This is a genomic window from Rhizobium sp. AAP116, from assembly GCF_001295785.1.
Taxonomy (GTDB): domain Bacteria; phylum Pseudomonadota; class Alphaproteobacteria; order Rhizobiales; family Rhizobiaceae; genus Allorhizobium.
In genome coordinates, this window is record NZ_LJIB01000029.1 from 14,814 (window position 1) to 39,961 (window position 25,148).

The window sequence follows — 25,148 nt, forward strand, 5'->3', positions numbered from 1 at the left end:
CTTTCCCCGTCAAACTGCGGGTGAATGCCCGTATGTGTCAGGAAACGGCAGCCTCTGAGACAGAGCCTGCACTTAAAGGAGAATAGCAATGCGCCACCAGAAAGCCGGCCGCAAGCTGAACCGTACCGCCAGCCACCGTAAGGCGATGTTCGCCAACATGGCGGCTTCGCTCATCCTGCATGAGCAGATCGTCACCACCCTGCCGAAGGCGAAGGAAATTCGCCCGATCGTCGAAAAGCTCGTAACGCTCGGCAAGCGCGGCGACCTGCATGCTCGCCGCCAGGCGATCTCGCAGATCCGCGACGTTACCGTCGTTGCCAAGCTGTTCGACGCCATCGCGACGCGCTACGCCACCCGCAACGGCGGCTACCTGCGTATCATGAAGGCCGGTTTCCGTCAGGGCGACAATGCCGCCATGGCTGTCATCGAGTTCGTCGAGCGCGACGTTGATGCCAAGGGCGCAGCCGACAAGGCTCGCGTCGCCGCTGAAGCAGAAGCTGAAGCAGCGTAAGTTACTTCCCCTAAGGGAAGGATGTGCAAAAGGCCGGGTGAGCGATCACCCGGCCTTTTGACGTTGGGGTATCTCTGGCATGGGCGCTTCTTTCCTCAGTGTTGAGTGGCGTGAGGCGTCTGCAAGGCCAGCCGCAGGGAGCCCGCCGATGGGGTAGGGGTATATATATTAGAAATTGAATGCTAATAGATGTGCAATATAACTAATTGATCTGCGTCAAGGTCAAGCTGACGAACAGCGCTAATCTCCCTGCATCGAATTATCGATGTAAGCGAGGTTCCCAATGATTACTGCATCCATTTTCAGCAATGACAAAGACAAGCTCATCATCCCGCCGCTCTCGACCTTTTATGATAAGGTTGCCCAGCCCATGGCTTGGACGATCTTCCGCCTTGCGGTCGGCGGCATGCTGGTTATCGAAGGCTTGCCGAAAATCATGGCGCCTTTCGCCCAGGTTGGTTTCGTCGAGAAGCTCGGTTTCTATCCGGGCTGGCTCTGGTCCCCGACATTGGCCGTCATGCAGGTCTTGGGCGGCCTCCTGATCGCGCTTGGCCTCTTCACGAGGCCCGCAGCGCTGGCCAATGGCGTGATGCTGGCAATCACCCTCTATTTCCACATGGCCAACCCGTATGGCGACGCCTTCCTCACCCAGGCCGGCATCGATGCGCTGAAGGCTGGCAGCGATTCCTTCACGCCGCAGGCCATGGCACGGCTTGCTGATGGCGGCCATGTCTTCCTGCATCAGGTGCAGAGCAAGGCAGAACTCGCTTCGCTCTTCTGGGCGGGTGGCGCCTTCCTTTTCGCCGCCTTTGGTGGCGGTTACCTCTCGCTCGACCGGTTGCTGTTCAAGAAGCAGTTCTGATCCTTGCGCATCACAAGGACACCCGGTCGAAAGGCCGGGTGTCGTTTATTCAGTCTGGTGCCTCGGTGCAGCTACGCACCCGCCCCATCAGAAACGACCGCTCGGTCTCGTTCCCGCTCAATTCAGCCGCTCGCTGGAACTCCATGCGAGCCTCCGACATCCGTCCCAGCCGCATCAGAAAATCGGCCTTCGCGGCATAGAGCGCCGCGTAACCGGCCAGCTGCGGCTCTGCCTCGATCTCCGCCAGCAGCACCAGACCCGTCTCGGGTCCAAACGCCATCGCATGCGCCACCGCCCGGTTCAGCGCCACCACGGGCGAGGGGGAGCGTGCCAACAGCTTGTCATAAAGCGCAGCACTTCTGCCCCAGTCCGTGTCCTCAAACCTTGCCGCCCGAGCATGCACGGCTGCAAGCGACGCCTGCAGCGCATAGATCCCGTCTTCGCCGCCAAGCCGCTTCACCGCTAACAAGCCTTCCAGACCGCGCTGGATCAGCAACCTGTCCCAAAGCCGCCGGTTCTGCGTCTCGAGCGTCTGAGCGCTGCCATCCGGTCCGATTCGCGCCTTGAAGCGCGAGGTCTGCAACTCCATCAGTGCCAGCAGGCCATGCGCCTCCGGTTCCTCCGGTGCCAGCCCCACCAGGATGCGTCCGAGCCGCATCGCCTCTTCGCAAAGCTGCGGTCGGATCAAGTCTTCGCCTGAGCTCGCCGCATAACCCTCGTTGAAGATCAGGTAGATGACTTCCAGCACCGAGGCGAGGCGGGCACCGCGCGCCTCACCCACAGGTACTTCAAACGCCACATCGCCCTCGCACAGGATCTTCTTCGCCCGCACGATCCGCTGCGCCACTGTCGTTTCCTGCGTGAGAAAGGCCCGGGCGATCTCCTCCGTCGCCAGTCCGCCGATGACCTTCAGCGTCAGCGCCGTGCGCTGGTCGCGGGATAGCAGCGGATGGCAGGCAGTAAAGATCAGCGACAGCCGCTCGTCGCCGATCTCGTTGTCGAGCGCGGCCTCGATGGCAGCCTGTTCGTCCGCCCTGCCGGTCTCGATGTCATGCGCCAATGCGGCCTCGTGCCGGGCCATCATCCGCCGTCGGCGCCAGAGATCGACGGCCCGGCGCTTCGCCGTCGTCATCAGCCAGCCGCCGGGATTGGGCGGTATGCCGGAAGCCGGCCATGCCGCGAGTGCCGCCACAAGCGCTTCCTGCGCCAGGTCCTCGGCGAGGCTCAGATCGCGGACATGTCTTGCGAGCCCGGCGACCAGCCGGACCCGCTCCATACGATAGATCCTCTCGATGTCCGGGGGCGCCAGCGCCTGGCTGTCTGCAACGTTCGGCCCCGCCTGTCCGTTTCGTGTCATGGTCCGGAGTATGGACACGGCTTGAGCCCGGTCAACCGCGGTCATCGTGTCAGGCGTCAACACCAGTCGTGTCGCCACCGGCAGCCGCCGGGTCCATCCAGAAGATCTCCCAGACATGTCCATCCGGGTCCTCGACCGAACGGCTCCACATGAAGCCGTGATCCTGTGGCAGGTTGGGGTCGGCCCGTCCGCCGGCAGCACTCGCTGCCCCCACAACCCGGTCGACATCCGCATGCGCTTCGACAGTCAGCGCCAGAAGCGTCTGGCTCGTCGCCTTGGCGTCTGCAATCGGACGGCTGGTGAAGGTCCGATAGAAGTCATGCGTCAGGATCATCACGCCGATCGTATCGGTCAGCATCATGCAGGTGGCATTGTCGTTCGAGAATTGCGGGTTCTTCGTCGCCCCCAGCGCCTCGTAGAAGCGGGTCGAGGCACCAAGATCCGTCACCGGCAGGTTGATGAAGATCATCTTGCTCATGACGGTTCAGCCCTTCGACTTCTGCTGAGCTGCAAGTCCTTCCGCCGCGCGGTCATGGCTCGCCTGTCCCTCAGGGGAGGCGACATCGGCGAAATCCTCCATCTCGTAGAACGGCCGGATCTCGATCTCGCTCGGTGTCATCATCGGATTGGGGCAGCGTTTGACCCAGGAAACGGCCTCGTCCATGTCCTTGACTTCCCAGATCCAGTAGCCGGCAACCAGCTCCCGGGTCTCGGCAAAGGGCCCGTCGATCACCCGGCGGTCCGGACCGTCGAAGGCGATCCGCTTGCCCATCTTCGAGGGTTTCAAGCCGTCGCCCGAGAGCATGATCCCGGCCTGCACCAGTTCCTCGTTGAACTTGCCCATGGCCTCGAACAATTCGGGCGGCGGCATGATCCCTTCTTCGCTGTCTTCGGTCGCCTTCACCATCACCATGACACGCATGTCTTCACTCCTCTCGTTGTCAGGACCGCCCTTGCGATCCTGCTCCCCCAACGAATGAGCTAAACCCATTTCGACACGACATGCGAAAAAAATCTATCGCAGTTTATGTCTGTCACTTCGGAATGTGGATCGTCGCGCGGATATGCTTGAGCGAGGCGACGATCGTGAACGTCATCATCACCAGCAGCGTCCAGGAACTCCATTTGCCCAGATGCACGGTCGACCAGGCGCCCAGCTGGTTCGGATAGTGCCAGATTGCAAAGAAGGTCGAGATGTTCTCCGCCACCCAGATGAAGAAGCCGATCAGGATGAAGGCAAGCAGCATCGGCATCTGCCGGTCGCGGTCGAAGGGCCGGTAGATGACGGTGGTGCGCGCATAGAGCCCGATGGCAAGCGCTGCCAGATACCAGCGATAATCGCCGATATAATGGTGGGTGAAGAAGTTCAGATAGATCGCGACAGCCACGCCAATCGCCATCCAGTAGGGCGGGTGATGGCGGATCCTGACATCGAGCAATCGCCAGGCCTGGATGATGTAGCTGCCGACCGCAGCATACATGAAACCGGAGAACAGGGGCACGCCGAGCAGCTTCGTATAGGCGAAGTCCTGATAGGTCCAGGACGGATTGGCGCCAGCGGTCTTGAAGGCTTCAAGCGCGAAACCGACCACGTGGAAGAGGCAGATCGCCTTCAATTCGTCCATCGTCTCGAGCTTGGTCCAGACCATCCAGATCTGTATGGCAAGCGCGATGATCAGCAGCACGTCGTAGCGCGGAATACCGAAGAGGCCGGCGCGTGGCACCGCAAATATCGAGATGAAGAACAGGCCGGCAAACAGGCAGGCGCGCGCCTCCTTGATGCCGAACATGACGAACTCGACGACGAATCGCCTGATGCCGGTGAGATGAGGGTGCGGGGCATTGTCGATCAGTCGCCGATCCAGCGCACTCAGCAGATCCTTGCGCCCCTCTGCCACCAATGTCATTTGCCAGCCCCGCTGTTGCATTCCATTGCAACCTCAGTACTAAGCGCTGATGGACGAAATCAAGGCAACGATGTCACAACGCATGCGCCGGCTGGGGATAGCGCTTGCCATCATCGCGTGTGGCGTGGCTTTGAGGCTTGGCGGCTATGAGATCGGACTGCCGTATTTTCTGGTGAAATACGGTGGTTCGACGCTCTGGGGCGGCATGGTCTTTTTCCTCCTCGCCTCGCTTTTGCCCCGCCAGCCCCTCGGTCGCCTTGCGCTCTTGTCCATCATCGCGGCGGCCCTCATCGAGTTCAGCCGGCTCTATCACACACCCTGGCTCGATGAATTCCGTCTGACATTGGCGGGCGCTCTCCTGCTCGGGCGCATCTTCTCCTGGTGGAACATTGTCGCCTATGCCCTCGGCATTGTGATCGCTGCCCGGATCGAGAACCGCCACTTGGCCCGCGCCAGAAGTATGCCTGGCTAACGCGCGGCTCTAGATGCGTGTGGTCAGGTCGATCAGCCACTCCGGCGAATTTTCCAGAAGCCAGATCTCGATGGTCTTGTCGAAGCCTGAGACAACGAGTGCGCCTGTGATGATCAGCAGCCCGCCCATCAGGCTCTTGCCGGCCTGACCTAGCGTCAGCAGACGATGACGCGACCGTGCAAGTGCCTCGCGTGACAGCATTCCGATCAGGAGCAGCGGCAGCGCCGCACCGAAACCGAAGGCGACCATGGTCGTGATCACCTGCAGCAGGTTTTCGCCACGGGACGCCATCAGCGAGGCAGCGCCGAGGGTAGGGCCAACACAGGGGCTCCAGACGGCGCCAAGAAGCAGACCGACGAGAAACTGCCCCTTGAGACCCTTGTCGTCGACCTGACCGAAGCGTGACTGCGACCAGGCCGCGACCGGTCCGGCGGCCGCAGCGACCCTATGCTGGGCCATCGGCACGATGAGAACCGCCCCAAACACGATCATGATGATCCCGGCCACCATCCGGAAGACGGCGAAGTCGAGGCCGACTGAGAAGCCGACCAGCGCGACGAAGAGACCGATCGTCACGAAGGAAAGCGTCAGCCCCGCCGCAAGCGCGACGGGTCCGTAGCGATGACGGTTGATCGCTGTTCCCAGAACAATCGGGATCAGCGGCAGTGTGCAGGGATTGAGAAGGGACAGCACGCCCGCGAGAAAGGCAAGGAGAGCGCTGCCCAGCATGGCATCATTGTCCCAGGGTCGAGGCGAAGAGCTGTTCGACCGAGGCCGGGTTCGTGTCCGCGACACTGCGGCCCGTCTCGTCTGCACCCTTGAACGCGATCAGCGTCGAGCGGTTCTGTGCCCCAAGACTGCGCATCTCGTCCTTTTGCTTGTCGTAGTCGAGCTTCAGGACGAGGACGTCCTTGAATTCCGGCTTGGCCGCCAGCGTGTCGATGATCTTGGTCTGGGCCCTGCAGGTGCTGCACCAGCTGGCTGTGACGTCGACGACCACCGATTTACCTTCCGCTTTCGCAGCTTCGAAAGCCGAAGCTTGGAAGGGCGCAATCTCGATGGCATTGGCAACACCGGCCGTGGCGAGCATCACGGCACCGGCAAGCGCCGCACTCCATGTCTTTCGAAGGCTTCTCATCGGTTACACCCCTTGTTGGTCGATTGTCGAAAAAGCTGTCAGGCCCGCGTCGCCGCAACGCGCTTGGCCCGTTTCCGCTCCATGATCTTCGGCCGTGCCAGCCGGTAACCGAGCAGTATGATCGTGACCGCGATGTAGAAAGCCGCCTCCGGATCGATGACCTTCAGCGACAGTGCATAATGCAGGATCGCCACGAGCAGGATCGGATAGGTCAGCTTGTGCAGCTTGTTCCAGCGTTGACCGAGCCTCCGGATCGACCACTGGTTGGAGGTCAGCGCCAGCGGAATCAGCATCAAAAGCCCCGCCATGCCGAGCATGATGTAGGGACGCTTCAGGATGTCGCCGACGATCGAGGACAGGATCAGACCCCGGTCCAACGTCAGATATACGGCAAAATGCGCCAGCACGTAGTAGAATGCCAACAGACCGAGCGCCCGCCGATAGGCGATGAGATTGATGCCGAGCAGATCCCGCAATGGGGTGACAGCCAGGCCGAGGCAGAGGAAGCGGAAGGCCCAGAGCCCCAGCAGATGCTCGAAGGCACGCACGGGATCAGCGCCCAGTCCGCCAAAGATGCCGAGATAGAAGGCATAGAGCCCCGGCATCAGCCCGACGGCATAGAGCGCCCAGATCGACGCCGGCTTGTAGCGGGCGGGCAGGGCAGGGAGTGCAAGCGCAGCCATCAGTAGAACTTCGTCAGGTCCATGCCGTCATAGAGACTTGCGACCTCGTCGGCATAGCCGTTGAACGGCAGCGTATCGATCCGCGCCCCACCGAACAGCCCATCCGCTTCGCCGATCCGCCGTTCGGTCGCCTGGCTCCAGCGGGGGTGATCGACCTCGGGATTGACGTTGGCGTAGAAGCCATACTCGGACGGCTGCAGCTTATTCCAGGTCGACACCGGCTCCTCTTCCGTCAGCGTGATCTTGACGATCGACTTGATACCCTTGAAGCCGTATTTCCACGGCACGACGAGCCGGATCGGGGCGCCGTTCTGGTTGGGCAGCGTCTCGCCGTAGAGGCCGGTCGCAAGGATCGCCAGCGGATGGCGTGCCTCATCGAGGCGCAGGCCCTCGCGATAGGGCCATTCCAGCGCCTGAAAGATGCCGGCCTGGCCCTGCATCTCCTCAGGCCTCACAAGCGTTTCGAACGCCACATATTTCGCCGAACCCAGAGGCTCGACCCGGTCGAGCAGAGCCGAGATCGGGAAGCCGATCCACGGGATTACCATCGACCAGGCTTCCACGCAGCGCATCCGGTAGACGCGCTCTTCCATCGGGATCTCGCTCATGATCGTTTCGATGTCGATCACCTGCGGCTTGGCCACCAGTCCGCCCACTTCGATCGTCCAGGGCCGTGTGGTCAGAGACCCTGCATTGCGGGACGGATCTTCCTTGCCCGTGCCGAACTCATAGAAGTTGTTGTAGGTCGTCACGTCCTCTTTCGAGGTCAGCTTCTCATCGAGCTTGTAGATGCTGGGTTTTGCAGCCAGTGGCGCCGCCAAAGCCGGAGCGCCGAGCCCGGCCGCGGCGATGCCGCCGGCCGCTACACCCATGAAATGCCGTCGCTTGAGATAGAGCGACTTTGGCGTGATCTCGGAACTTGCAATCTTCGGCGGACGGTAGACCGGCATGGCAGACCTCTTGAGGCTTTCTCTGTCACTCTAAAATAGAAGACGAGAGCATAGAGACCAGAGTTTCATCGTCTGGAAAAGAAGTCCGACAGGAACAATTTCGTGTAGGTCCGCGCCGGCCGGCGCGTGTAAGGATCGGCGTTGTTCGCCGACACGCCTCAGCCGCACCAGTTCTGCTTGTGCCCTTCCCACCGATGAGCGATGCCGCGTGCGATCATATCATCGCCGACAGAGCGTCCGTCGTGAAGGACCACCCGAAGCTTGCGGCCATACCGATCGGTGTCGCGGCGCTCCCGGCGCTCCATCACGAGATCGCCGCCATTCAGGGCATCAAGCAGCGCAACCTGCGCCTCGAGCCCGAGCGCGCGTTCCCGCTCGCAGGCAGGGCGCCCGATCTCCGGCGTATTGATATCAGAGATCCGGTATTTCACCGCCCGATACCAGAAGGTATCGCCGTCGACGACGCAGTTGATCCGCTGCGCCCCGACACAGGTGACGAAGCGGCCTTCGATTGGCTCGGTACGGGGCTCGACCGCGCCGGTGATGGCGTAGTCGATCAGCTTGTTCGATGCCGGGACAACCAGATAGGAATAGGGAAGCTTTTCGAAATGAATGACGGCCAGCACCGCAAGGCAGGCCATCATCAGGATGCGGCGCATCCGGTAGAGTGCCTTGAACGGGTTCCAGCGCGGCGCAGGCTCGGGATTGAGCTTCTGGCGGGCATCTTTCAGCAGAATCACGCGGGCAGGTTTCCGGGTCATCATGACTCCCCTTTCCGCGGTAAACTCTAGTAAACACATCTTGCCGCAGGCTTAAGCCGATCACTAAAATGCGAACAAAGACGCACCCTCCGTGAGGTCAAGGCGTACCGATTTGCCCTTGGATGCTAGTGACAGGGCATGGGACATGGCTTAGACCAGTTCCAAAATGGCCGCCTTGCCTTGGCGCCGAGGGTGCAGGCATGGCGGCGAACAAGCCATCGAGGTGACACCCATGCCCGTCTATCGTTCGAGAACCACCACCCACGGCCGCAACATGGCCGGTGCCCGCGGCCTCTGGCGCGCGACCGGCATGAAGGACGGCGATTTCGGTAAGCCGATCATCGCGGTCGTCAACTCCTTTACCCAGTTCGTGCCAGGCCACGTCCACCTGAAGGACCTCGGCCAGCTCGTTGCCCGTGAAATCGAAGCCGCCGGCGGCGTGGCCAAGGAATTCAACACGATCGCCGTCGATGACGGCATCGCCATGGGCCATGACGGCATGCTCTATTCGCTGCCGTCGCGCGAAATCATCTCCGACTCGGTCGAATACATGGTCAACGCCCACTGCGCCGACGCCATGGTCTGCATCTCCAACTGCGACAAGATCACGCCCGGCATGCTGTCGGCCGCCATGCGCCTCAACATCCCCGCCGTCTTCGTGTCCGGCGGTCCGATGGAGGCCGGCAAGGCGATCCTGCAGGGCCGCAAGGTGGCACTCGATCTGGTCGATGCCATGGTTGCCGCTGCCGACGACAGCATCTCCGATGCTGAAGTAGATGAGATCGAAAAGGCCGCCTGTCCGACCTGCGGCTCCTGCTCCGGAATGTTCACCGCAAATTCGATGAACTGCCTCACCGAAGCGCTTGGCCTGTCGCTGCCCGGCAATGGCTCGACGCTCGCCACCCATGCCGACCGCAAGCGCCTCTTCGTCGAGGCCGGCCACCTGATCGTCGACATCACCCGCCGCTACTATGAACAGAACGACGAAAGCGTGCTGCCGCGCAACGTTGCCTCCAAGCAGGCTTTTGAAAACGCCATGGCTCTCGACATCGCCATGGGCGGCTCGACCAACACGGTTCTGCACATCCTGGCCGCTGCCCATGAAGGCGGTATCGACTTCACCATGGACGATATCGACCGCCTGTCGCGCAAGGTGCCCTGCCTGTCCAAGGTGGCGCCTGCCAAGCAGGACGTGCACATGGAAGACGTCCACCGCGCTGGCGGCATCATGCGCATCCTCGGCGAACTCGATCGCGGCGGCCTGATCAACCGCGATTGCCCGACCGTGCATGCCGAAACCCTCGGCCATGCCATCGACCGCTGGGACATCACCCGCACCAATTCGGAAACGGTTCGCGAATTCTTCAAGGCCGCCCCCGGTGGCGTTCGCACCACCCAGGCCTTCTCGCAGGCCTCGCGCTGGGATGATCTCGACACCGACGGCGAAAAGGGGGTCATCCGCTCGGTCGATCACCCGTTCTCCAAGGACGGCGGTCTCGCCGTTCTGAAGGGCAACATCGCGCTCGACGGCTGCATCGTGAAGACGGCCGGCGTCGATGAATCGATCCTGAAGTTCAAGGGCCCGGCCCGCGTCTTCGAAAGCCAGGATGACGCCGTCAAGGCCATCCTGTCGAACAAGGTCGTCGCCGGCGACGTCGTCGTCATCCGCTACGAAGGCCCGAAGGGCGGCCCCGGCATGCAGGAAATGCTCTATCCGACGAGCTATCTGAAGTCGAAAGGCCTCGGCAAGGCCTGCGCGCTGGTCACCGACGGTCGCTTCTCCGGCGGCACCTCCGGTCTTTCGATCGGTCATGCCTCGCCGGAAGCCGCCCAGGGCGGCGCGATCGGCCTGGTGCGCGAAGGCGACCTGATCGACATCGACATCCCGAACCGCACGATCAACCTCGTCGTCGACCCCGCCGAGCTGGACCGCCGCCGCGCCGAACAGGATGCCAAGGGCTGGTTCCCCGAAGAAAAGCGCAAGCGCAACGTCACGACAGCACTCAAGGCCTACGCCGCCTTCGCCTCGTCCGCCGACAAGGGCGCGGTGCGCCAGCTGCCGGAATAAACGTCAACGGTCCTGCCACCTGCAAAATCAAAGACCCGCCGGAGCGATCCGGCGGGTCTTTGTCATTCCCGTTTATCTGTGAACTCTAATCCCGCCAGGACGAATCTTCCTTATCCAGGCACGATTTCAGATAGGCGAAATGCTTTTCCGCCATGCCGCGATAGGGGAGCCAGCCGTCTGACGTGCCTTGCGCGATATCGTCCGAAAGCACGGCCAACGGCTGGCCGGTCGAGAGCGCCAGTACCATGGTCTGCGCCGCCTTTTCGAAGAAATAGAGGTCCTCGAAAGCATCCGCCACCGTCTCGCCCGCAACCGACACGCCGTGATTGCCCATGACCAGCACCGCCTTGCCGCGTATCATCTCGACAAGCCGCTCGCCTTCTTCCGCCGCATCGGCGATCCCGCCGAAGTCGAGGTCGTAGCCGATCCGACCGAAAAAACGTGCCGTGTTGTTGTCGAGCGGCAGAAGCGTCGGGTCCTTGAGGCAGGAAAGCGCCACCGCATAGGGCGAATGGCAATGCAGGATCACGCGTGCCTCCGGCAGCATCCGGTGCAGCGTGCCATGTACGGTCCAGGCTGAAGGGTCGGGGGCATTCGGTCGGTTCATCACATCGGGATCGTCGGCATCGAGCAGCAGCAGATCGCTCGCCTTGATCGTCGCAAAATGCTGCCAGCGCGCATTGAGAAGGAACTTGCGCCCATTCGCCGAGACCGCCGCGCTGAAATGATTGCCGACCGACTCGCTCCAGCCAAAGCGATGGCAGAGCCGGAAGGCAGCGGCGAGATCCTGACGCAGCGTGGTCAGCGCCGCATCGTCGAGCATATCGTTTCCGGAAGCTGCGATATTCATGTCTTGAACCGTCCTTCCGTCGTCAGCGCGCGGTAGGTCGAACGCATCTCCTCGCGGTCGGCATAACAGCCGCGCAGATAGCGATCGCCGCTGGTCGCCGAATAGGCCATCCGTCCATGCACGATGCGGTGGTTGTCGAACACCATGCAGTCACCCGCCTTAATCAGGAAGCGCATCATGAACTTGTCGTCCTGCAGCATTTTGCCAAAACGGCAGAAGGCCGGATAGTAATCGTCGAGCACCGTCTGCGGCAGGTCGAACAGGTCGGCCATATGCTGGCTGATCGTCAGCCCGGAGACCTCGCCATGTTTGTCGAGCTCGATCACCCGCTGCCGCGAGCGCATGTCATAAGTGTCATGCTCGCAGAAGAACGGAATGTCGATTTCTGACAGCAGCTTGAAGCCATCAGGATCGATCTCGCGGAAAGCATTGGCGACTGCGACGCCGTCGGAATAGATGCTCATGCCGCCCTCGACGGTATTGGCCCGGCAATGCAGGAACTGGATGCCCGGCGCATGTTCCTCTGCCGGGGTATCGGTATGCAGCTCCAAGGCCTTCGCCGTGTAGGCGGTGTTGGTCGGGTTGATATGCGTCTTGACGTCGAAATATTCGCCGAAGAAGGTCGGCCGTACATGGCCCATCAGCTTGACCGTCTCGGTCAGTCCTTCGTTACTATCGGGCATGTCGGTCACGATCGTCAGGCCCTCTACGATCATCGCCTCGATCCACTCCGCAACCTTGGCCGGATCGCGCATCAGCTCCGCCTGCAAGAAACGCGGAATGTCAGGATAGTGGTCGCTGAACCACGCCTTGCGCGGCAGGTCGGCCGGATCCGGCCGCTGTTTGCCTTCGCTGTAGAGCTCAAGCAGCGCGAGCTGAAAACGTGACACGTGGTTCTCGCCCGCCCAGCGGATGACGAGTGTATCGCCCTCCAACTCGGCGCTCTCCGCGCGCGGGGCAGCTGAGAGATGAAAAATGTCGAAGCTCCTCTCGCGAGTCTTGCTGTCGAACGAAGTGGGGCAATTGTCGCGCAGCCAGTAATAATTGAAGTAAGCCTGTTTGCCGTCAGCGAGCGGCAGGTGCAGGCCTTTTTCGGCGAGTGTGACGGCCCCGGTCGCAACATGCATGTTCATCGCGGTTTTCCTTAAGTCTGGCTGGCGAGAGAGCAGATCTGATCTGGCGATCATCATCCGACTTCCCAGGGGAAAACAGAGCGATTATGCTTATGCTAAGTTAAGCTGGAGGTTAAGTTGAGCCGTCTGCCGCCCCTGCGTCTGCTGACCACCTTCGAGGCCGTTGCCCGGCTCGGCTCGATGCGCGAGGCCGCCGCCGCCTTGAATGTCACCCAGCCCGCCGTCACCCAGGCGCTGAAGGCGCTGGAAGACCATGTCGGCGCCGTCCTGATCGACCGCTCGACCCGGCCGGCCAGGCTCACCGAACCCGGTCAGCAACTCGCCCGCGCTACCCGCGATGGCCTCGACCTGATCGCCGAGACGATCGAGGAGATCCGCACCAGCAGCGGCCTCGAAGACCAGCGCTTGACCGTTGCCTGCACCATGGGTTTCGCCACCCATTGGTTGATGCCGCGCCTCAGCGATTTCTACGCCCGCCATCCCGGTCTCTTCGTCAATGTGCAGGTGCCGCCCACCGACCTGCCGCAGATCTGGCCGGGCACCGATCTCGTCCTGCGCTACGGCCGTGGCACCTGGACAGATGGCACGACCCAGCGCCTTTTTTCCGAAACCGTTTGCCCTGTCGGCCATCCGGCTCTGGTCGACGACCTCTTGGCCAGGGGCGCCGGGCTGGACGCCGCGCCGCTCATTCATGTGCGTACAGTGGAGGCGCGACACTGGGAAGGTTGGAGCGATTATCTCGCAAGACGCGGCCTGCCTAAGCAGCGCGGCCAGTCCCATGTCTTCGACAACTACGTGCAGGCGGTTCAGGCGGCACTCGACAGCCGTGGCTTGATGCTCGGCTGGCGTTCGATCACCGAAAAGCTCGTTGCCGACGGCAGCCTCAAATCCTGGCCCGATGGCGCCCTTGATCTCGGCACCGCCTATTTCGCAACGGTCGCGCCGGCAGCGGCAAAGCGGCCTCCCGTGAACGCTTTCGTGGCGTGGCTTGGGGCGGAGGCGGAGAGTTCAACCCGCTGACGCCACCTCAAGGCCGGGAGATTTGGGGCATGTCGATCTCCACCGCCGATGACAGGCTTTCGAGGCTGTCATATAGCAATTGCAGGAGATAGGCCGGGTTGTGGACATAGCCCGCCGGGTCCTTCATCGCGACCTGGTAGTTGTAGGCGGCCTTGAGCAGGCGAGGGGTCCAGGCCTTGTAGGCATTGTCGCGCACTGCCTCGTCGTCGCCGATGATCCCGTCTCCGTTCGTATCCCCGAAGAAATAGGGATGACGTCCCTTGTGATAGCCGATCGGCGTGTCGAGCACGGCGTCGCCATAGGCCCGGATCGCGGCGTAGAGCCGTTCATGCAGCGTGCCGATCTCGCCATGCACGCCTTCCTTGGTATTGCCGTCACCATCGTAATCGGCATGCCGCATGCGGATGTCGCGAATGGTCTCGACGCCCCTGTGACAGGTCATGCAGCTGTCTTCAGCCACGTTGGTGGTGTGCGGATCATGACAGGCGACACAGCTGTTGGCGCTTGGCACATGTTGGAAGCGCCCTGCATAGGTCTTGCCGGGATAGTGATAGCCGCTTGCCGTATCCGCTCCATGCAGGGTCGCGGCGGCCACGGCATAATGGATGTTGATGAAGGAGAGATCGGCCGAAACCTCGTCCTCCCCGAGTGTGCCGACTGCCTTGGTGACCGAAGCGCCCGACTGCCGACCCTGATGGCAGACGCTGCAGGTCGCGGAACTCCCCAGTCCGCTCACCTGCGTGCCGGAGGGGAAGCGCACCGCATCCAGCGCATGCGCCGCCTCGGCATGACAGGAGGCACAGCCGATCGGCGAATTGATCACACCCGGCTGCTCGATGCTGCCTGCAGCGCTGCCGTCTGCGCCGAGAAAATCGAGGAAGCCCGTCTCGGAGTGGCAGGTGGCGCAGTTCTTCGGAACTTCCCCTTCCTTGTTCCAGTAAGTGAAGGACGGGGAGTGGTAGTTGCCATGTGGCGAAGAGAGCCAGGCTTCGACCAGTTTGCTGATCGGACTGTCGTCGCTCGCCTGCACGGACGGTGCGGCGATCAGTACGGCGGTCCATGCCGCCAGGCTGGCGAAAAGGGTGGAAATGCGGGTTGGTCGTCGCGGCGTCATGGGATCCTCCTCGGTCGTATGCGTCGTGGCGATGGGAGCATGATGAGCTGCAAAGCGACGTCGCGACATGACCGAGATCAAATCCGGACCGCGTTCTTCTGCTAGAAAGGCATTCAGGAGGACCTCATGACCGAAACCGTGACGCCTGACATGGCCACCATGTCGCAACGCTCCGCCCGCCGCTTGCCCCGTCTGCCGGCCAGCCTTCTGGCAGCCCTCTATCTCGGGCTATGCACCCTGCCACTTGCTCTCTCCCTGATGATGGATGTTTCTCCGCACGATCCGCTGGAGCGACTGGCCGCCGGCCTCGGCATGGTCGGACTGGCTGCCATGGCCGTGCAGTTTGTGACCTCCGGCCGTTTCGAAGTGGTCTCCGGCCGTCTCGGCATCGACAAGATCATGGCCTTTCACAAGCTTGCCGCCTGGTGGATCCTTCTGGCCATCGTCCTTCATCCTCTGGCCTATGTCGCTCCGACCTGGCTTGAGGATCCCAACCTCGGTACGGAGCGTCTGGTCGCATACCTGACCCAGCCGCATTATCGCTCTGGCGTGGTTGCCTGGGCAGCCCTTATCCTCCTGGTCCTGTCGTCAGTGTTGCGCAACCGTCTGCCCTGGCGTTACGAAGTCTGGCGGGGAACGCATCTCGTTCTCGGCACCGTGGCAACCGCCGGCGGGCTGCTCCATGCCATTTCCACGGGCCGATTTGCAGCCAGGGGGCCTCTGGAGATCTACTGGTTCCTGATCGCCGCCACGATTCTTGCTGTGCTTGCGATCCTCTATGGTTATCGCTGGCTCAATCTGCATCGCAAGCCGTGGCGGCTTCGGTCTGTCACGCGCCGCGCCGATCGTCTGTGGGAGCTCGACATCCAGCCCGCCGACAACACCCCGACGCTCGATTATCATGCCGGCCAGTTCGTCTGGATGACGGAAGGCCGAAGGCGCTTCCCGCTGTTTGATCATCCGTTTTCGATCGCCGACAGCCCGACCCGTCCGGGCTTGAGCCTGATCATCAAGGAGGTCGGCGATTTCACCCGTCGCATCGGCAATCTGCAACCCGGCACCCCCATCGGCATTGACGGGCCCTATGGCGAATTCGCCATGGAGGCACATCCAGGCGATGCCGTCCTCCTTATCGCCGGTGGTGTCGGGATTGCGCCCATCATCGGCATGCTGAGGGATCTGACCGCACGGCGCGACAAGCGGCCCATCCGGCTCGCCTATGCTGTGGGAACGCCAAGCAATTTCGCCTGTCTGGACGAAATAGCCGCTGCCGGTGCTGCGCTCGACTTGGAAGTCCTGTTGATCAGTGAGGATTCGCCGCCCGGCTACGAGGGTGCGGTCGGTCGGCTCGATCACGCCCGGCTGAAGGATCTCCTTGTGGGGATCGAGCCGCGCAGCTGTGTCGCAATGATGTGTGGCCCCGGCGGCATGGTTACGGCTGTGTCCGACACCTTGCTCGATCTCGGCCTTCCGATGAAGAACGTGGTCTACGAGCGGTTCGACTACGCCGGAGGAGCGACCTCGCGCCAGGATCGTCGTCGGAGCCTCGTCTTTAGCGGCGTCGCAGCACTGCTGGCTGCTGCCCTGTGGCTGTATTATTTCGCCACTTAGGCAATATGCTAATTGACTTTCTGGATGGGCGGCACGCCCTCGATGAGGCTCAGCACTTCGCCCACGCCATTGCGCAGCTCTGCCATGCGGCTGGCATAGGCGGCGGCCAGACAGTCGAGGTTCGCCTCACATGCTCGGCGCTTTTCCAGCCATTCGATTTGAGAGGCTTCCAACGCGCCACGGCTGCCCATCGGCAAGACTTCGCGCAACAGTTCGAACGTCGTCACCATGCGCACATCCATGTCGTTCAGGTCGATGTTCTGGCAGATCGCCGCCTCGTCGGGCGCAAGGCCAGGCGTACGGCAATCGAAACTGGCGGCCTGGAGCGGTTGGGGTAGGGCGATCAACAGGATGCTGGCCAGCGTGAAGGCGGCAAGGGTGGATATAACTGGGTGGGTTCGGGACATGGTCGGTCTCCTTTCCTGATGACAGGGCAACGGTTGCCGCCTGGAGAACGTTCCGCGCGACGTCTCTTGCAAATCCGTCACGATCCGGTGAGATCTTGGCTGCTCAGGCTTCCCTCACGCGCGATGCTCACTACCTTGGGACACATGCAGAGAAGAACATTCCTTTCCATCCTCGGCGCCTCCGGTGCTGTCTCCGTCATCTCCGGCCGACAGGCCTTGGCACAAACCGCCGCGCCGGAGGCCGGGCCCACGGTTGAGCCGTCGCCTGCGACAACGCCGGCCACAGCAGCCCCCTTGGATCTCGATGCTTTGCGACCACGAATCGCTAATCTGCTGGAGGAGGCGCGCCGCCTGGAGACGCTGGAAACGGTGATCGTCACGCGCAATGGGGAGACGCTCGCTGAGCGCGCCTATGGCAACAACTCGCTGACAGGTTCGACCAACATCAAGTCGGCGTCGAAATGCGTCGTCTCCGCGCTGGTCGGTATCGCTATCGACAAGGGGCTGCTCGAAGGCGTTGACCAGCGCATCGAAACTGTCTTGCGCTCGGAGTTTCCCGCCGATCCCGATCCCCGCCTGTCACAGATCACGATCGGCCACCTGCTCTCGATGCGCGCTGGCCTTGATCGCATGTCCGGCCCCAATTATGGCCGCTGGGTCGCGAGCCGGAACTGGACCCGTTTCGCGCTCGCCGCCGATTTCGTCGGGGAGCCCGGCGGCGGCATGCTCTATTCGACCGCGTCCACCCACCTGCTCTCCGTCATCCTCACCAAGGTCTCCGGCAAGCCGACGCTGGCGCTCGCCCGTGAATGGCTGGAGCCGCTTGAAGGTTTCCGCATCGGCTCCTGGCACCGCGACCCGCAGGGCTACTATCTCGGCGGCAATCAGATGGCGATGACGCCGCGGTCGCTCCACGCCTTCGGCGAACTGTATCGACGCGGTGGCGTCACCGAGGACGGTACACGGCTGATCTCGGAAGAATGGATCCGCGAAAGCTGGATCCGCCGCACCAACTCCGTTTTCAACGGCGATGGCTATGGCTACGCCTGGTTCCTCAAGGAAATGGCCGGCGAGCAGGTGAACTATGCCTGGGGCTATGGCGGCCAGATGCTCTACATCACACCGAGCCTTGGTGTAACCGTCACCATGACATCGAATGAGAGCGCCCCATCGGCACGCACCGGCTACCGGGACGAGCTTCACGGCCTCATGACGCGCATCATCGAAACCGTCAGCACTTGAGGCCGACGCGCGTTATCCCCATCTGCGATACACCTTCCTTGGTTCTGCCTATTTGACGGCGCACGAACCGGGTCTAGAACGTCCATATCGCATGAAGGATCTTCGCATGCCGCGCTTCGACTGCCTCAAACCTGTTGCCGTCATCATCGCCCTGATCGCGCCTGTCGCATCGCCGGCGCTTGCCCAGGACAAGGCGGTGCCGCAAAGCCAGATCGAGATGCAGCTCTCCTTCGCGCCTCTGGTCAAGCAGGCGCGGGGCGCCGTCGTCAACGTCTATGCCGAGCGCCTCGTTCAGACCCGCTCCAGCCTGTTTGCCGGCGACCCCTTCTTCGAACAGTTCTTCGGCCAGCGCATGCCGAACCGCACGGAGAAGCAGTCTTCGCTCGGCTCCGGCGTCATCGTCGAGGCGGATGGCGTCGTCGTCACCAACAACCACGTCATTGATGGCGCCGACGATATCAAGGTGGCGCTCGCTGACGGCCGCGAGTTTCCGGTCAAGGTTGTGCTGAAGGACGACAGGCTTGATCTCGCAGTTCTGAAATTCGAGACCAACGAGGCCATGCCGACGCTGCCGATCGGCAATTCCGATGCGACCGAGGTCGGCGATCTCGTGCTGGCCATCGGCAACCCCTTTGGTGTCGGCCAGACGGTGACTTCGGGCATCGTTTCGGCACTTGCCAGAAACCAGGTGACGGAAGGCGATTTCGGCTTCTTCATCCAGACCGATGCCGCGATCAATCCCGGCAATTCGGGTGGTGCCCTCGTCAACATGAATGGCGAGCTGATCGGCATCAATACGGCAATCTTCTCGCGCGGCGGCGGCTCCAACGGCGTCGGCTTCGCCATTCCCGCTAATCTCGTTCGCGTCTTCCTCGATGCAGCCGACCGTGGTGAAGCGAGCTTCGAGCGTCCTTACGTGGGCGCAAGCTTTGAGCCTGTGACGTCCGATGTCGCTGAAGCCCTGGGCCTTCAGACCGTGCGTGGCGCGCTTGTCGTCAGCGTCGTCGAGGGCGGGCCGGCCGAAAAGGCAGGTCTCAAGCCGGGGCAGGTCGTGACCGCAGTCAACGGCATTCCGGTCGAACATCCCGATGCCCTCGGCTATCGCCTCACCACGGCGGGCCTCGGCAAGGTAGCCGAACTCACGGTCCAGCAGGATGGCAAGCTGGAGGCAATTCCCTTGCAGCTGGCATCGGCGCCCGAGACCCGGCCGCGTGACATCCAACTGATCGAGGGCCGCAGCCCCTTCGCGGGGCTCCGGGCCGGAAATCTTTCGCCGCGCCTTGCCTATGAGCTGAAGATGCCCTCGGAGGTGACGGGTGTCGTCGTGACCGAAGTCCTTCGCGGTTCGCCGGCCGCCCGCCTCGGCTTTGCCCCGCGCGACATCGTTGTCTCGGTCAATGGCGAGGCAATCAATTCGGTTGATGACCTGCAAACCATGGCCGAAAGCGATCCCGGTTTCTGGCGCGTCGAAGTCGAGCGCAACGGTCAGCGCATCCGGCAGATCTTCCGATGAGCGATCTCTTCGCGCCGCAGATGTCGAAGGAAATGGCCGAGCGCCGTCCGCTCGCCGATCGCCTGCGGCCGAAAAGCCTGAGTGAAGTCACGGGCCAGGAGCACCTGACCGGCGAGGATGGCGTGCTCGCCCGCATGATCGCCTCCGGCTCGCTCGGTTCGATGATCTTCTGGGGGCCGCCGGGTACCGGCAAGACCACCGTCGCTCGGTTGCTGTCGGGCGAGGCGGGCCTTGCTTTCGAGCAGATCTCGGCGATCTTCTCCGGCGTGGCGGATCTGAAGAAGGTCTTCGAAAGTGCGCGTCTGCGCCGCATGGAGGGCCGCCAGACCCTGCTCTTCGTCGACGAGATCCACCGCTTCAACCGCGCCCAGCAGGACAGCTTCTTACCCGTCATGGAAGACGGCACCGTCATCCTCGTAGGTGCCACGACCGAGAATCCGAGCTTCGAGCTGAACGCCGCTCTTCTGTCGCGGGCACGGGTCCTCACCTTCAAGAGCCACGACGCCGAAAGCATCGAGACGCTCCTGAAGCGCGCCGAGGAAACAGAGGCCAAGCCGCTGCCATTGGACAGCGACGCCCGCCAGGCCCTCATCCGCATGGCCGATGGTGACGGCCGTGCCTCGCTCACCTTGGCCGAGGAAGTCTGGCGCGCCGCCCGTCCGGACGAGGTCTTCGACACCGAGGGCCTTGGCCGCATCGTCCAGCGCCGCGCGCCCGTCTACGACAAGGGTCAGGACGGCCATTACAATCTGATCTCGGCCCTCCACAAGGCCGTCCGCGGCTCGGATCCGGATGCGGCGCTCTACTATCTCTGCCGCATGTTCGATGCCGGGGAAGATCCGCTTTATCTCGGCCGCCGCCTGGTCCGCATGGCCGTCGAGGACATCGGGCTTGCCGATCCGCAGGCGCTTGTCGTCTGCAATGCCGCCAAGGACGCCTATGACTATCTGGGCTCCCCGGAAGGTGAGCTGGCGTTGGCGCAGGCTTGCGTCTATCTCGCGACGGCCCCGAAGTCGAACGGCGTCTATGTCGCCTACAAGGCGGCCATGCGGGCGGCGAAGGAACACGGCTCGCTGCTGCCGCCCAAGCATATCCTCAATGCCCCGACCAAGCTGATGAAGGGCGAGGGCTATGGCGACGGCTATCGCTATGACCACGACCAGCCGGATGCCTTTTCCGGCCAGGACTATTTCCCCGAGAAAATGGGCCGCCAGACCTTCTACGATCCGCCGGAACGCGGCTTCGAGCGGGAGATCAAGAAGCGTCTCGACTGGTGGGCGAAGCTTCGCCGCGAGCGAGGCGGCTGAAACAGACTTGCTTATCGTCATTTCAGCTTAAGCCGAATTTAAGCGCTGTGCTCTAGGCTCCTGGTCGAACAGGGGATCGTGCATGGCGAAAGAGATGGATGGATGGCACATGCGGGGCGCGACCGTCGCGCCGCGTTTTGGCCTGCCGGCCATGGTAAAGCTGTTCTCTATTGTGCTCATCACGCTTTCAGCTCTGTCGCTGCTCTTCATCGGCTATATCGCCTCACGCAAGGCCGACGATATTGCTGCCAAAAAGCAGATCGTACTGCTGGAGAATGTGCTGCGCGATCGCCAGAGCCTGCTGGCGCGCGACCAGCTGGGTCTGGCGCGCTGGGATCGCTCGGTCAAATACATCACCCTCAAATTCCACGCCTCCTACGTCATCGAGGAATTCGTCTCTTCGCTCTGGTACGATTTTGGCCATGAGCGCAGTTTCCTGATCGGCCCTGATGGCCGTGTCTTGATGTCGGCCTGGCAGGACGAGGTGGATCTGACCGCCCGCGATCTCAAGCCCGGCGATGACCTGAGGGCAATCGCCGAACTCGCGCTGACCCGCCACCATGCGCATCGCACCACGATCGACGGCGGTTTCGGCCAGCGGCCGGTGCCGGCATCGCAGGTCCATGCCATCGCGGCTTTCGGCTTTGCCGAAGTCGAGGGAGAGGTCATGCTGGCGACCGCCATGGCGATCGTGCCCGATGACGGCGAGGTGGCGCTGCCGGAAGGCGATCCGGTCATCCTGGTTTCCGCCCGTCCGATCGATGCCGATCTGGTGGCGGACCTCAACTCGCAACTCGAATATGAATACCTGCAGTTCAACCGCAATGGCGACGGCTTGCTGACGGTGAAAAGCGCCGATGGTCAGGCACTCGGCAGTTTCGACTTCACGCTGTTCAAGCCGGGTGCCGATATCTGGACCATCGTCGTTCCCGCCGTCGTCTTGCTCTGCGGCCTCATGTTCGCCGCAAGCTTCGTGCTCGGCCGCTATATCGGCCGGCTGTCGGAGCGTCTGGAGGAGAGCGAGTGGCGCAATCGCGAGCTCGCCCATCGGGATGCGCTCTCGGGCCTTGCCAACCGCCTCTGCTTCGACAAGGCGCTGAACGAGGCCGCGGATCGGCTGGCCCATGCGCCGTTTGCGGTGATCGCCTGTGATCTCGACCGCTTCAAGGCCGTCAACGATCTCCATGGTCACGGCGCCGGCGACGAGGTCATCCGCGTGGTGGCCGAGCGGCTCCGCGAGGCCGTTGGTGAAAACGGTCTGGTCGGCCGGGTCGGCGGCGACGAATTCGTCATCCTCGTCCATGCCTTCCGCGACAGGGCGCGCTTGTCGATGCTCGCCCAGTCGATCATCGCCTCGGTCTCCCAGCCCATGACGCTGTCGAATGGAGCCGTCGTCGATGTCGGCATCAGCCTTGGCATTGCCACGGCGCCGGAAGACGGCGCTTCGGCCCGTGCCATCATGTCGAACGCCGATCGCGCCCTCTATGCCTCCAAGCAGGGCGGTCGTGGCCGCGCCTTCTTTGCCGAGGACCTGCCCCCCGGGGAGGCGGTGCATGCGGCCTGACCTGCGTCGACGCCGCCTGTTGCTGTTGCTCACGGCCTCAACACTGTATTCCGCACCGCTTGCACGCCGGGCGCTCGCCGAGGCCGCGCGGCCCTCACTCGGTGGCACACAGGCGCCAGCATCCGATGCCGGCAAGGGGCTGAAGGTCGTGGTTGTCGGCGCCGGCATGGCCGGCCTTTCTGCCTCCGCAACGCTGGTTGCAGCCGGTGCCGAAGTCGTTGTTCTCGAGGCCCGTGACCGGATCGGTGGCCGAATCTTCACCGACCGCAGCCTCGGTGTGCCGGTCGAGCAGGGTGCCAATTTCATCCACGGTTTCAACGGCAATCCCGTCGCGGCGCTCGCCTCCAAGGCAGGTGGCATGCCCTTCTTTGTCGACGAGGAGCAGTCCGCCGTCCTGCTTTCGGGCGGCGAGGAGCCCGAGGATTTCGAGATCGATGATCTCTGGGAGGAGATCGAGCGCATCGAGGAAAAGGCGGCCGAGGAAGCCGATGGTGATGCCGCACTCTCGCTCCTCGACATCATCGAACTGCTCGACCCTGCACTCTTGCAGGAGCCGATCGGTAACTGGGGCCTCACCGACATGTGGGAGAACGAGCTCGGTGCGCCGCTCTCGGCGATTTCGGCGCTGCATTTCAATGCCGGCGAGGTCTATCCGGGTCCGGACGCCGTGTTGCTCCAGGGCTATGATCTCCTGCCGCGCCATCTTGCCGACGGTCTCGACATCAGGCTGGGCGAGGCGGTCCGCCACGTCCGCCATGCGGGTGACACAGTGACCGTGGAGACTGCAACGGCACGGTTCGAGGCGGATCACTGTGTGGTTGCGGTGCCTCTCGGCGTGCTGAAGGCTGGCGCCATCGCCTTCGATCCGCCGCTGCCGCCGGAACATCAGGCCGCGATTGCTGCCATCGGCTTCGGCAATCTCGCCAAGGTCTCCGTGCTGTTCGACAGGGTCTTCTGGCCGACGGACCTGCATTATCTCGGTTATGCCGGCAAGGAGCGTGGCCGCTTTGCCGACATGCTCAGCCTGGTGCCGATCCACGACGCCCCGGTGCTCACGCTGATGGCGAGCGGCGGTTACGCCGACAAGGTGGATGCCATGGACGAGGCGGCCCTGCGCGCCGATGTGACGGCGGTGCTGCGCGACATGTTCGGGCAGGCGGTGCCGGCACCTGAAGCCATCACCCGCCACGCCTGGTCGACCGACCCTCTGGCGCTGGGGACCTATTCCTATCCTGCCGTCGGGGCGAGGCCTGGGGATCACGATGTCCTGGAGGCACCGGCTTCAGGCCGACTGCTGCTTGCCGGCGAGCATACCAGCCGCGACCATTTCGGCACGGTGCATGGCGCGCTGGAAAGCGGCCAACGCGCCGCCTTAGCCGTTCTCAAGCGCGGCAGGGGCTGACGGTCAAGGTTTGGCGGAAGGGGATGGAGGCCTTACGAGGCCTTCTGCTTCGGCTGCACGGCAGGGGCCGCGATCATCTTGACCTTGGATTCGGCCAGTCCGTGATGGCCCTCCATGTCGACGATCAAGTGCCAGTGGCCACTCTCGGGAATGACGATATTGATCGGCGATTTCTTCGCCACGCCACCGAGGAACTTGAAGTCCAGCGTTTCCTTGAACCGCTGGAAATTTGTCGGCGTCATTAGCCGCACATTGTTCACGGCCGACAGCGTCACCTCGATGATCGTTCCGGCGCGCTGTTCTTTCAGGTCGTAATGGGTGAAGCGGAAGGTCGGTTTGGACATTTCGCTCGGGTCTCCGTCCAGTCTTTTAATCTATCATAATGTACCGCAAGGCCGTTAAGGAAGCGTTGGCCGGGCGGTGCCGAAGGACGGGGCAGGGCGGACTTTTTTGGGACGCGGGGTTCATCGGAATGAAAGGTGCCATCCGAACGAAAACAGGGCCGGCGTGGCTGGCCCTGTGAGTTGCAGCCTGAAATGGGGCTGCAATCCGGAAGATGGCTTCAATCAGCGATGACCGCCGATATTGGCTTCTGCCCGCGTCTCGCCGACCTGCATGGCCTTGGCGAAGGGGACGATCTGCCAGAGGGCCGACAGGCCGACCAGAACGTAAACGATCGTGGCAAGTGCCGTATCCTGACCGCCGAACAGGGTGGCGACGAGGTCGAAATCGGCCAGCCCGACGAGCAGCCAGTTGACGCCGCCGACGATGACGAGCAGCAGGGTGACGAGGTTGAGTGCGCGCATGATGTTCTCTCCTTGGCTGTTGTAAGGGGCTAACAGTTTCAATTGCAATTGGTTCCGGTGTCCTGCTTCTCGCCCCACGGGGCCCACGGGGCCCACGGGGACTGCGGGCGGTTGAACGCCCTCATGCTGAGGTGCCCGCGTGAAGCGCGGGCCTCGAAGCATTCCTCTGCATTGATGTACCGGCGGCCTCGCCCTTCGAGGCCCTGATGTGTCGGGCACCTCAGGGTGAGGGTGATCTGTCGATGTCAAAAACCCCAAGCTTCGCCGCCGGTCGGGATCAACTCCCTCCGGGTGGTTTGAAACTTGTCCTCGGGCTTGACCCGAGGGATCGGACGAGGCGCCAGAAGCAACCTGTCTAAGTAATGTATGTGGCTCCTTCCGGCGCCTCGTTCGGCGTTTTTTCCCACTGCATGCGTCTCTCTGGCAAGGCGGCGACGGTCCTCGTCATCCTCGGGCTTGACCCGAGGACC

26 protein-coding genes are annotated in these 25,148 nt (G+C 62.6%); 11 read left to right on the forward strand and 15 right to left on the reverse strand.

The genetic code is table 11. From position 1 onward, the window contains the following. Nucleotides 1-88: 88 nt before the first annotated feature. Complete coding sequence (gene rplQ / locus IP85_RS17630; protein ID WP_054150978.1) at nt 89-511, forward strand: 50S ribosomal protein L17; 423 nt, start codon at nt 89-91, stop codon at nt 509-511. A gap of 283 nt (nt 512-794) precedes the next feature. After that, the gene (locus IP85_RS17635) at nt 795-1,373 is read left to right on the forward strand and encodes a DoxX family protein (protein WP_054150979.1); all 579 of its coding nucleotides are present in this window, start codon (nt 795-797) and stop codon (nt 1,371-1,373) included. Nucleotides 1,374-1,422: 49 nt separating this feature from the next. Here IP85_RS17635 and IP85_RS17640 read toward each other — a convergent pair whose 3' ends face one another. The 4 genes from IP85_RS17640 to IP85_RS17655 all read right to left on the reverse strand — a co-directional run bounded on the left by IP85_RS17640 (nt 1,423) and on the right by IP85_RS17655 (nt 4,637). Beyond that, nucleotides 1,423-2,748 carry an RNA polymerase sigma factor gene (locus IP85_RS17640; protein WP_245280897.1) on the reverse strand — a complete coding sequence of 442 codons (1,326 nt, stop codon included), beginning with the start codon at nt 2,746-2,748 and terminating at the stop codon, nt 1,423-1,425. Between the two features lie 31 nt (nt 2,749-2,779). Next, nucleotides 2,780-3,208, reverse strand: coding sequence for a VOC family protein (locus tag IP85_RS17645; protein WP_054150981.1), 429 nt, complete (start codon nt 3,206-3,208; stop codon nt 2,780-2,782). A gap of 6 nt (nt 3,209-3,214) precedes the next feature. Beyond that, nucleotides 3,215-3,652 (reverse strand): YciI family protein, encoded by a 438-nt coding sequence (locus tag IP85_RS17650; protein WP_054150982.1) that lies wholly within the window; start codon nt 3,650-3,652, stop codon nt 3,215-3,217. A 112-nt stretch (nt 3,653-3,764) separates the two neighbouring features. Then, entirely contained in the window at nt 3,765-4,637 is an 873-nt protein-coding gene (locus tag IP85_RS17655; RefSeq protein ID WP_054150983.1) for a DUF817 domain-containing protein, read from the reverse strand. A gap of 49 nt (nt 4,638-4,686) precedes the next feature. Here IP85_RS17655 and IP85_RS17660 point away from each other — a divergent pair, with 49 nt between their 5' ends. Next, a complete protein-coding gene (locus IP85_RS17660; protein ID WP_054150984.1) occupies nt 4,687-5,109 on the forward strand; it encodes a DUF2809 domain-containing protein in 423 nt (140 codons plus the stop codon). 9 nt (nt 5,110-5,118) lie between these two features. On the opposite strand, the gene IP85_RS17665 is transcribed toward IP85_RS17660, so the two are convergent. The 5 genes from IP85_RS17665 to IP85_RS17685 form a co-directional block, all read right to left on the reverse strand. Continuing rightward, nucleotides 5,119-5,838, reverse strand: coding sequence for a cytochrome c biogenesis CcdA family protein (locus IP85_RS17665; RefSeq protein WP_054150985.1), 720 nt, complete (start codon nt 5,836-5,838; stop codon nt 5,119-5,121). A 4-nt stretch (nt 5,839-5,842) separates the two neighbouring features. Further along, a complete protein-coding gene (locus IP85_RS17670; protein ID WP_054150986.1) occupies nt 5,843-6,247 on the reverse strand; it encodes a thioredoxin family protein in 405 nt (134 codons plus the stop codon). A 38-nt stretch (nt 6,248-6,285) separates the two neighbouring features. After that, complete coding sequence (gene msrQ / locus IP85_RS17675; protein WP_197278024.1) at nt 6,286-6,933, reverse strand: protein-methionine-sulfoxide reductase heme-binding subunit MsrQ; 648 nt, start codon at nt 6,931-6,933, stop codon at nt 6,286-6,288. Next, nucleotides 6,930-7,880 (reverse strand): protein-methionine-sulfoxide reductase catalytic subunit MsrP, encoded by a 951-nt coding sequence (msrP, locus tag IP85_RS17680; RefSeq protein ID WP_054150988.1) that lies wholly within the window; start codon nt 7,878-7,880, stop codon nt 6,930-6,932. The genes msrQ and msrP overlap by 4 nt, the downstream gene beginning before the upstream one ends. A gap of 158 nt (nt 7,881-8,038) precedes the next feature. After that, nucleotides 8,039-8,641: a thermonuclease family protein gene (locus tag IP85_RS17685; RefSeq protein ID WP_197278023.1), complete on the reverse strand. Its 603-nt coding sequence runs from the start codon at nt 8,639-8,641 to the stop codon at nt 8,039-8,041. A gap of 232 nt (nt 8,642-8,873) precedes the next feature. Here IP85_RS17685 and ilvD point away from each other — a divergent pair, with 232 nt between their 5' ends. Next, nucleotides 8,874-10,709 (forward strand): dihydroxy-acid dehydratase, encoded by a 1,836-nt coding sequence (gene ilvD, locus IP85_RS17690; protein WP_054150990.1) that lies wholly within the window; start codon nt 8,874-8,876, stop codon nt 10,707-10,709. A gap of 85 nt (nt 10,710-10,794) precedes the next feature. Here ilvD and IP85_RS17695 read toward each other — a convergent pair whose 3' ends face one another. Beyond that, nucleotides 10,795-11,559 (reverse strand): class II aldolase/adducin family protein, encoded by a 765-nt coding sequence (locus IP85_RS17695; RefSeq protein ID WP_054150991.1) that lies wholly within the window; start codon nt 11,557-11,559, stop codon nt 10,795-10,797. Continuing rightward, the gene (locus IP85_RS17700; RefSeq protein WP_054150992.1) at nt 11,556-12,692 is read right to left on the reverse strand and encodes a TauD/TfdA family dioxygenase; all 1,137 of its coding nucleotides are present in this window, start codon (nt 12,690-12,692) and stop codon (nt 11,556-11,558) included. Before IP85_RS17700 ends, IP85_RS17695 begins: the two co-directional genes overlap by 4 nt. Nucleotides 12,693-12,809: 117 nt before the next feature. Between IP85_RS17700 and IP85_RS17705 the strand changes: the two genes are divergently transcribed. Next, complete coding sequence (locus IP85_RS17705; RefSeq protein WP_054150993.1) at nt 12,810-13,712, forward strand: LysR substrate-binding domain-containing protein; 903 nt, start codon at nt 12,810-12,812, stop codon at nt 13,710-13,712. Between the two features lie 7 nt (nt 13,713-13,719). On the opposite strand, the gene IP85_RS17710 is transcribed toward IP85_RS17705, so the two are convergent. Next, nucleotides 13,720-14,826: a polyheme membrane-associated cytochrome C gene (locus tag IP85_RS17710; protein WP_245280898.1), complete on the reverse strand. Its 1,107-nt coding sequence runs from the start codon at nt 14,824-14,826 to the stop codon at nt 13,720-13,722. A 126-nt stretch (nt 14,827-14,952) separates the two neighbouring features. Between IP85_RS17710 and IP85_RS17715 the strand changes: the two genes are divergently transcribed. Continuing rightward, on the forward strand, nt 14,953-16,437 hold the full coding sequence (locus tag IP85_RS17715; protein WP_054150994.1) for a ferredoxin reductase family protein: 1,485 nt from the start codon (nt 14,953-14,955) through the stop codon (nt 16,435-16,437). An 8-nt stretch (nt 16,438-16,445) separates the two neighbouring features. On the opposite strand, the gene IP85_RS17720 is transcribed toward IP85_RS17715, so the two are convergent. Continuing rightward, entirely contained in the window at nt 16,446-16,844 is a 399-nt protein-coding gene (locus IP85_RS17720) for a lysozyme inhibitor LprI family protein (protein WP_245280899.1), read from the reverse strand. 144 nt (nt 16,845-16,988) lie between these two features. Here IP85_RS17720 and IP85_RS17725 point away from each other — a divergent pair, with 144 nt between their 5' ends. From IP85_RS17725 to IP85_RS17745, 5 genes are all read left to right on the forward strand, one after another. Continuing rightward, nucleotides 16,989-18,086, forward strand: a complete 1,098-nt coding sequence (locus IP85_RS17725) for a serine hydrolase (protein WP_156322955.1) — start codon at nt 16,989-16,991, stop codon at nt 18,084-18,086. Nucleotides 18,087-18,192: 106 nt separating this feature from the next. Then, nucleotides 18,193-19,599 (forward strand): DegQ family serine endoprotease, encoded by a 1,407-nt coding sequence (locus IP85_RS17730; protein ID WP_054151001.1) that lies wholly within the window; start codon nt 18,193-18,195, stop codon nt 19,597-19,599. Further along, nucleotides 19,596-20,906 carry a replication-associated recombination protein A gene (locus IP85_RS17735; RefSeq protein WP_054150995.1) on the forward strand — a complete coding sequence of 437 codons (1,311 nt, stop codon included), beginning with the start codon at nt 19,596-19,598 and terminating at the stop codon, nt 20,904-20,906. The genes IP85_RS17730 and IP85_RS17735 overlap by 4 nt, the downstream gene beginning before the upstream one ends. 82 nt (nt 20,907-20,988) lie before the next feature. Further along, nucleotides 20,989-22,470, forward strand: coding sequence for a diguanylate cyclase (locus IP85_RS17740; RefSeq protein ID WP_082347795.1), 1,482 nt, complete (start codon nt 20,989-20,991; stop codon nt 22,468-22,470). Beyond that, the gene (locus IP85_RS17745; RefSeq protein WP_054150996.1) at nt 22,460-23,872 is read left to right on the forward strand and encodes an FAD-dependent oxidoreductase; all 1,413 of its coding nucleotides are present in this window, start codon (nt 22,460-22,462) and stop codon (nt 23,870-23,872) included. The genes IP85_RS17740 and IP85_RS17745 overlap by 11 nt, the downstream gene beginning before the upstream one ends. A 32-nt stretch (nt 23,873-23,904) precedes the next feature. Here the strand turns inward: IP85_RS17745 and IP85_RS17750 are convergent, their stop codons facing one another. After that, nucleotides 23,905-24,216, reverse strand: coding sequence for a DUF1883 domain-containing protein (locus IP85_RS17750; protein WP_054150997.1), 312 nt, complete (start codon nt 24,214-24,216; stop codon nt 23,905-23,907). 222 nt (nt 24,217-24,438) lie between these two features. After that, entirely contained in the window at nt 24,439-24,678 is a 240-nt protein-coding gene (locus tag IP85_RS17755; protein ID WP_054150998.1) for a DUF378 domain-containing protein, read from the reverse strand. Nucleotides 24,679-25,148: the final 470 nt, after the last annotated feature.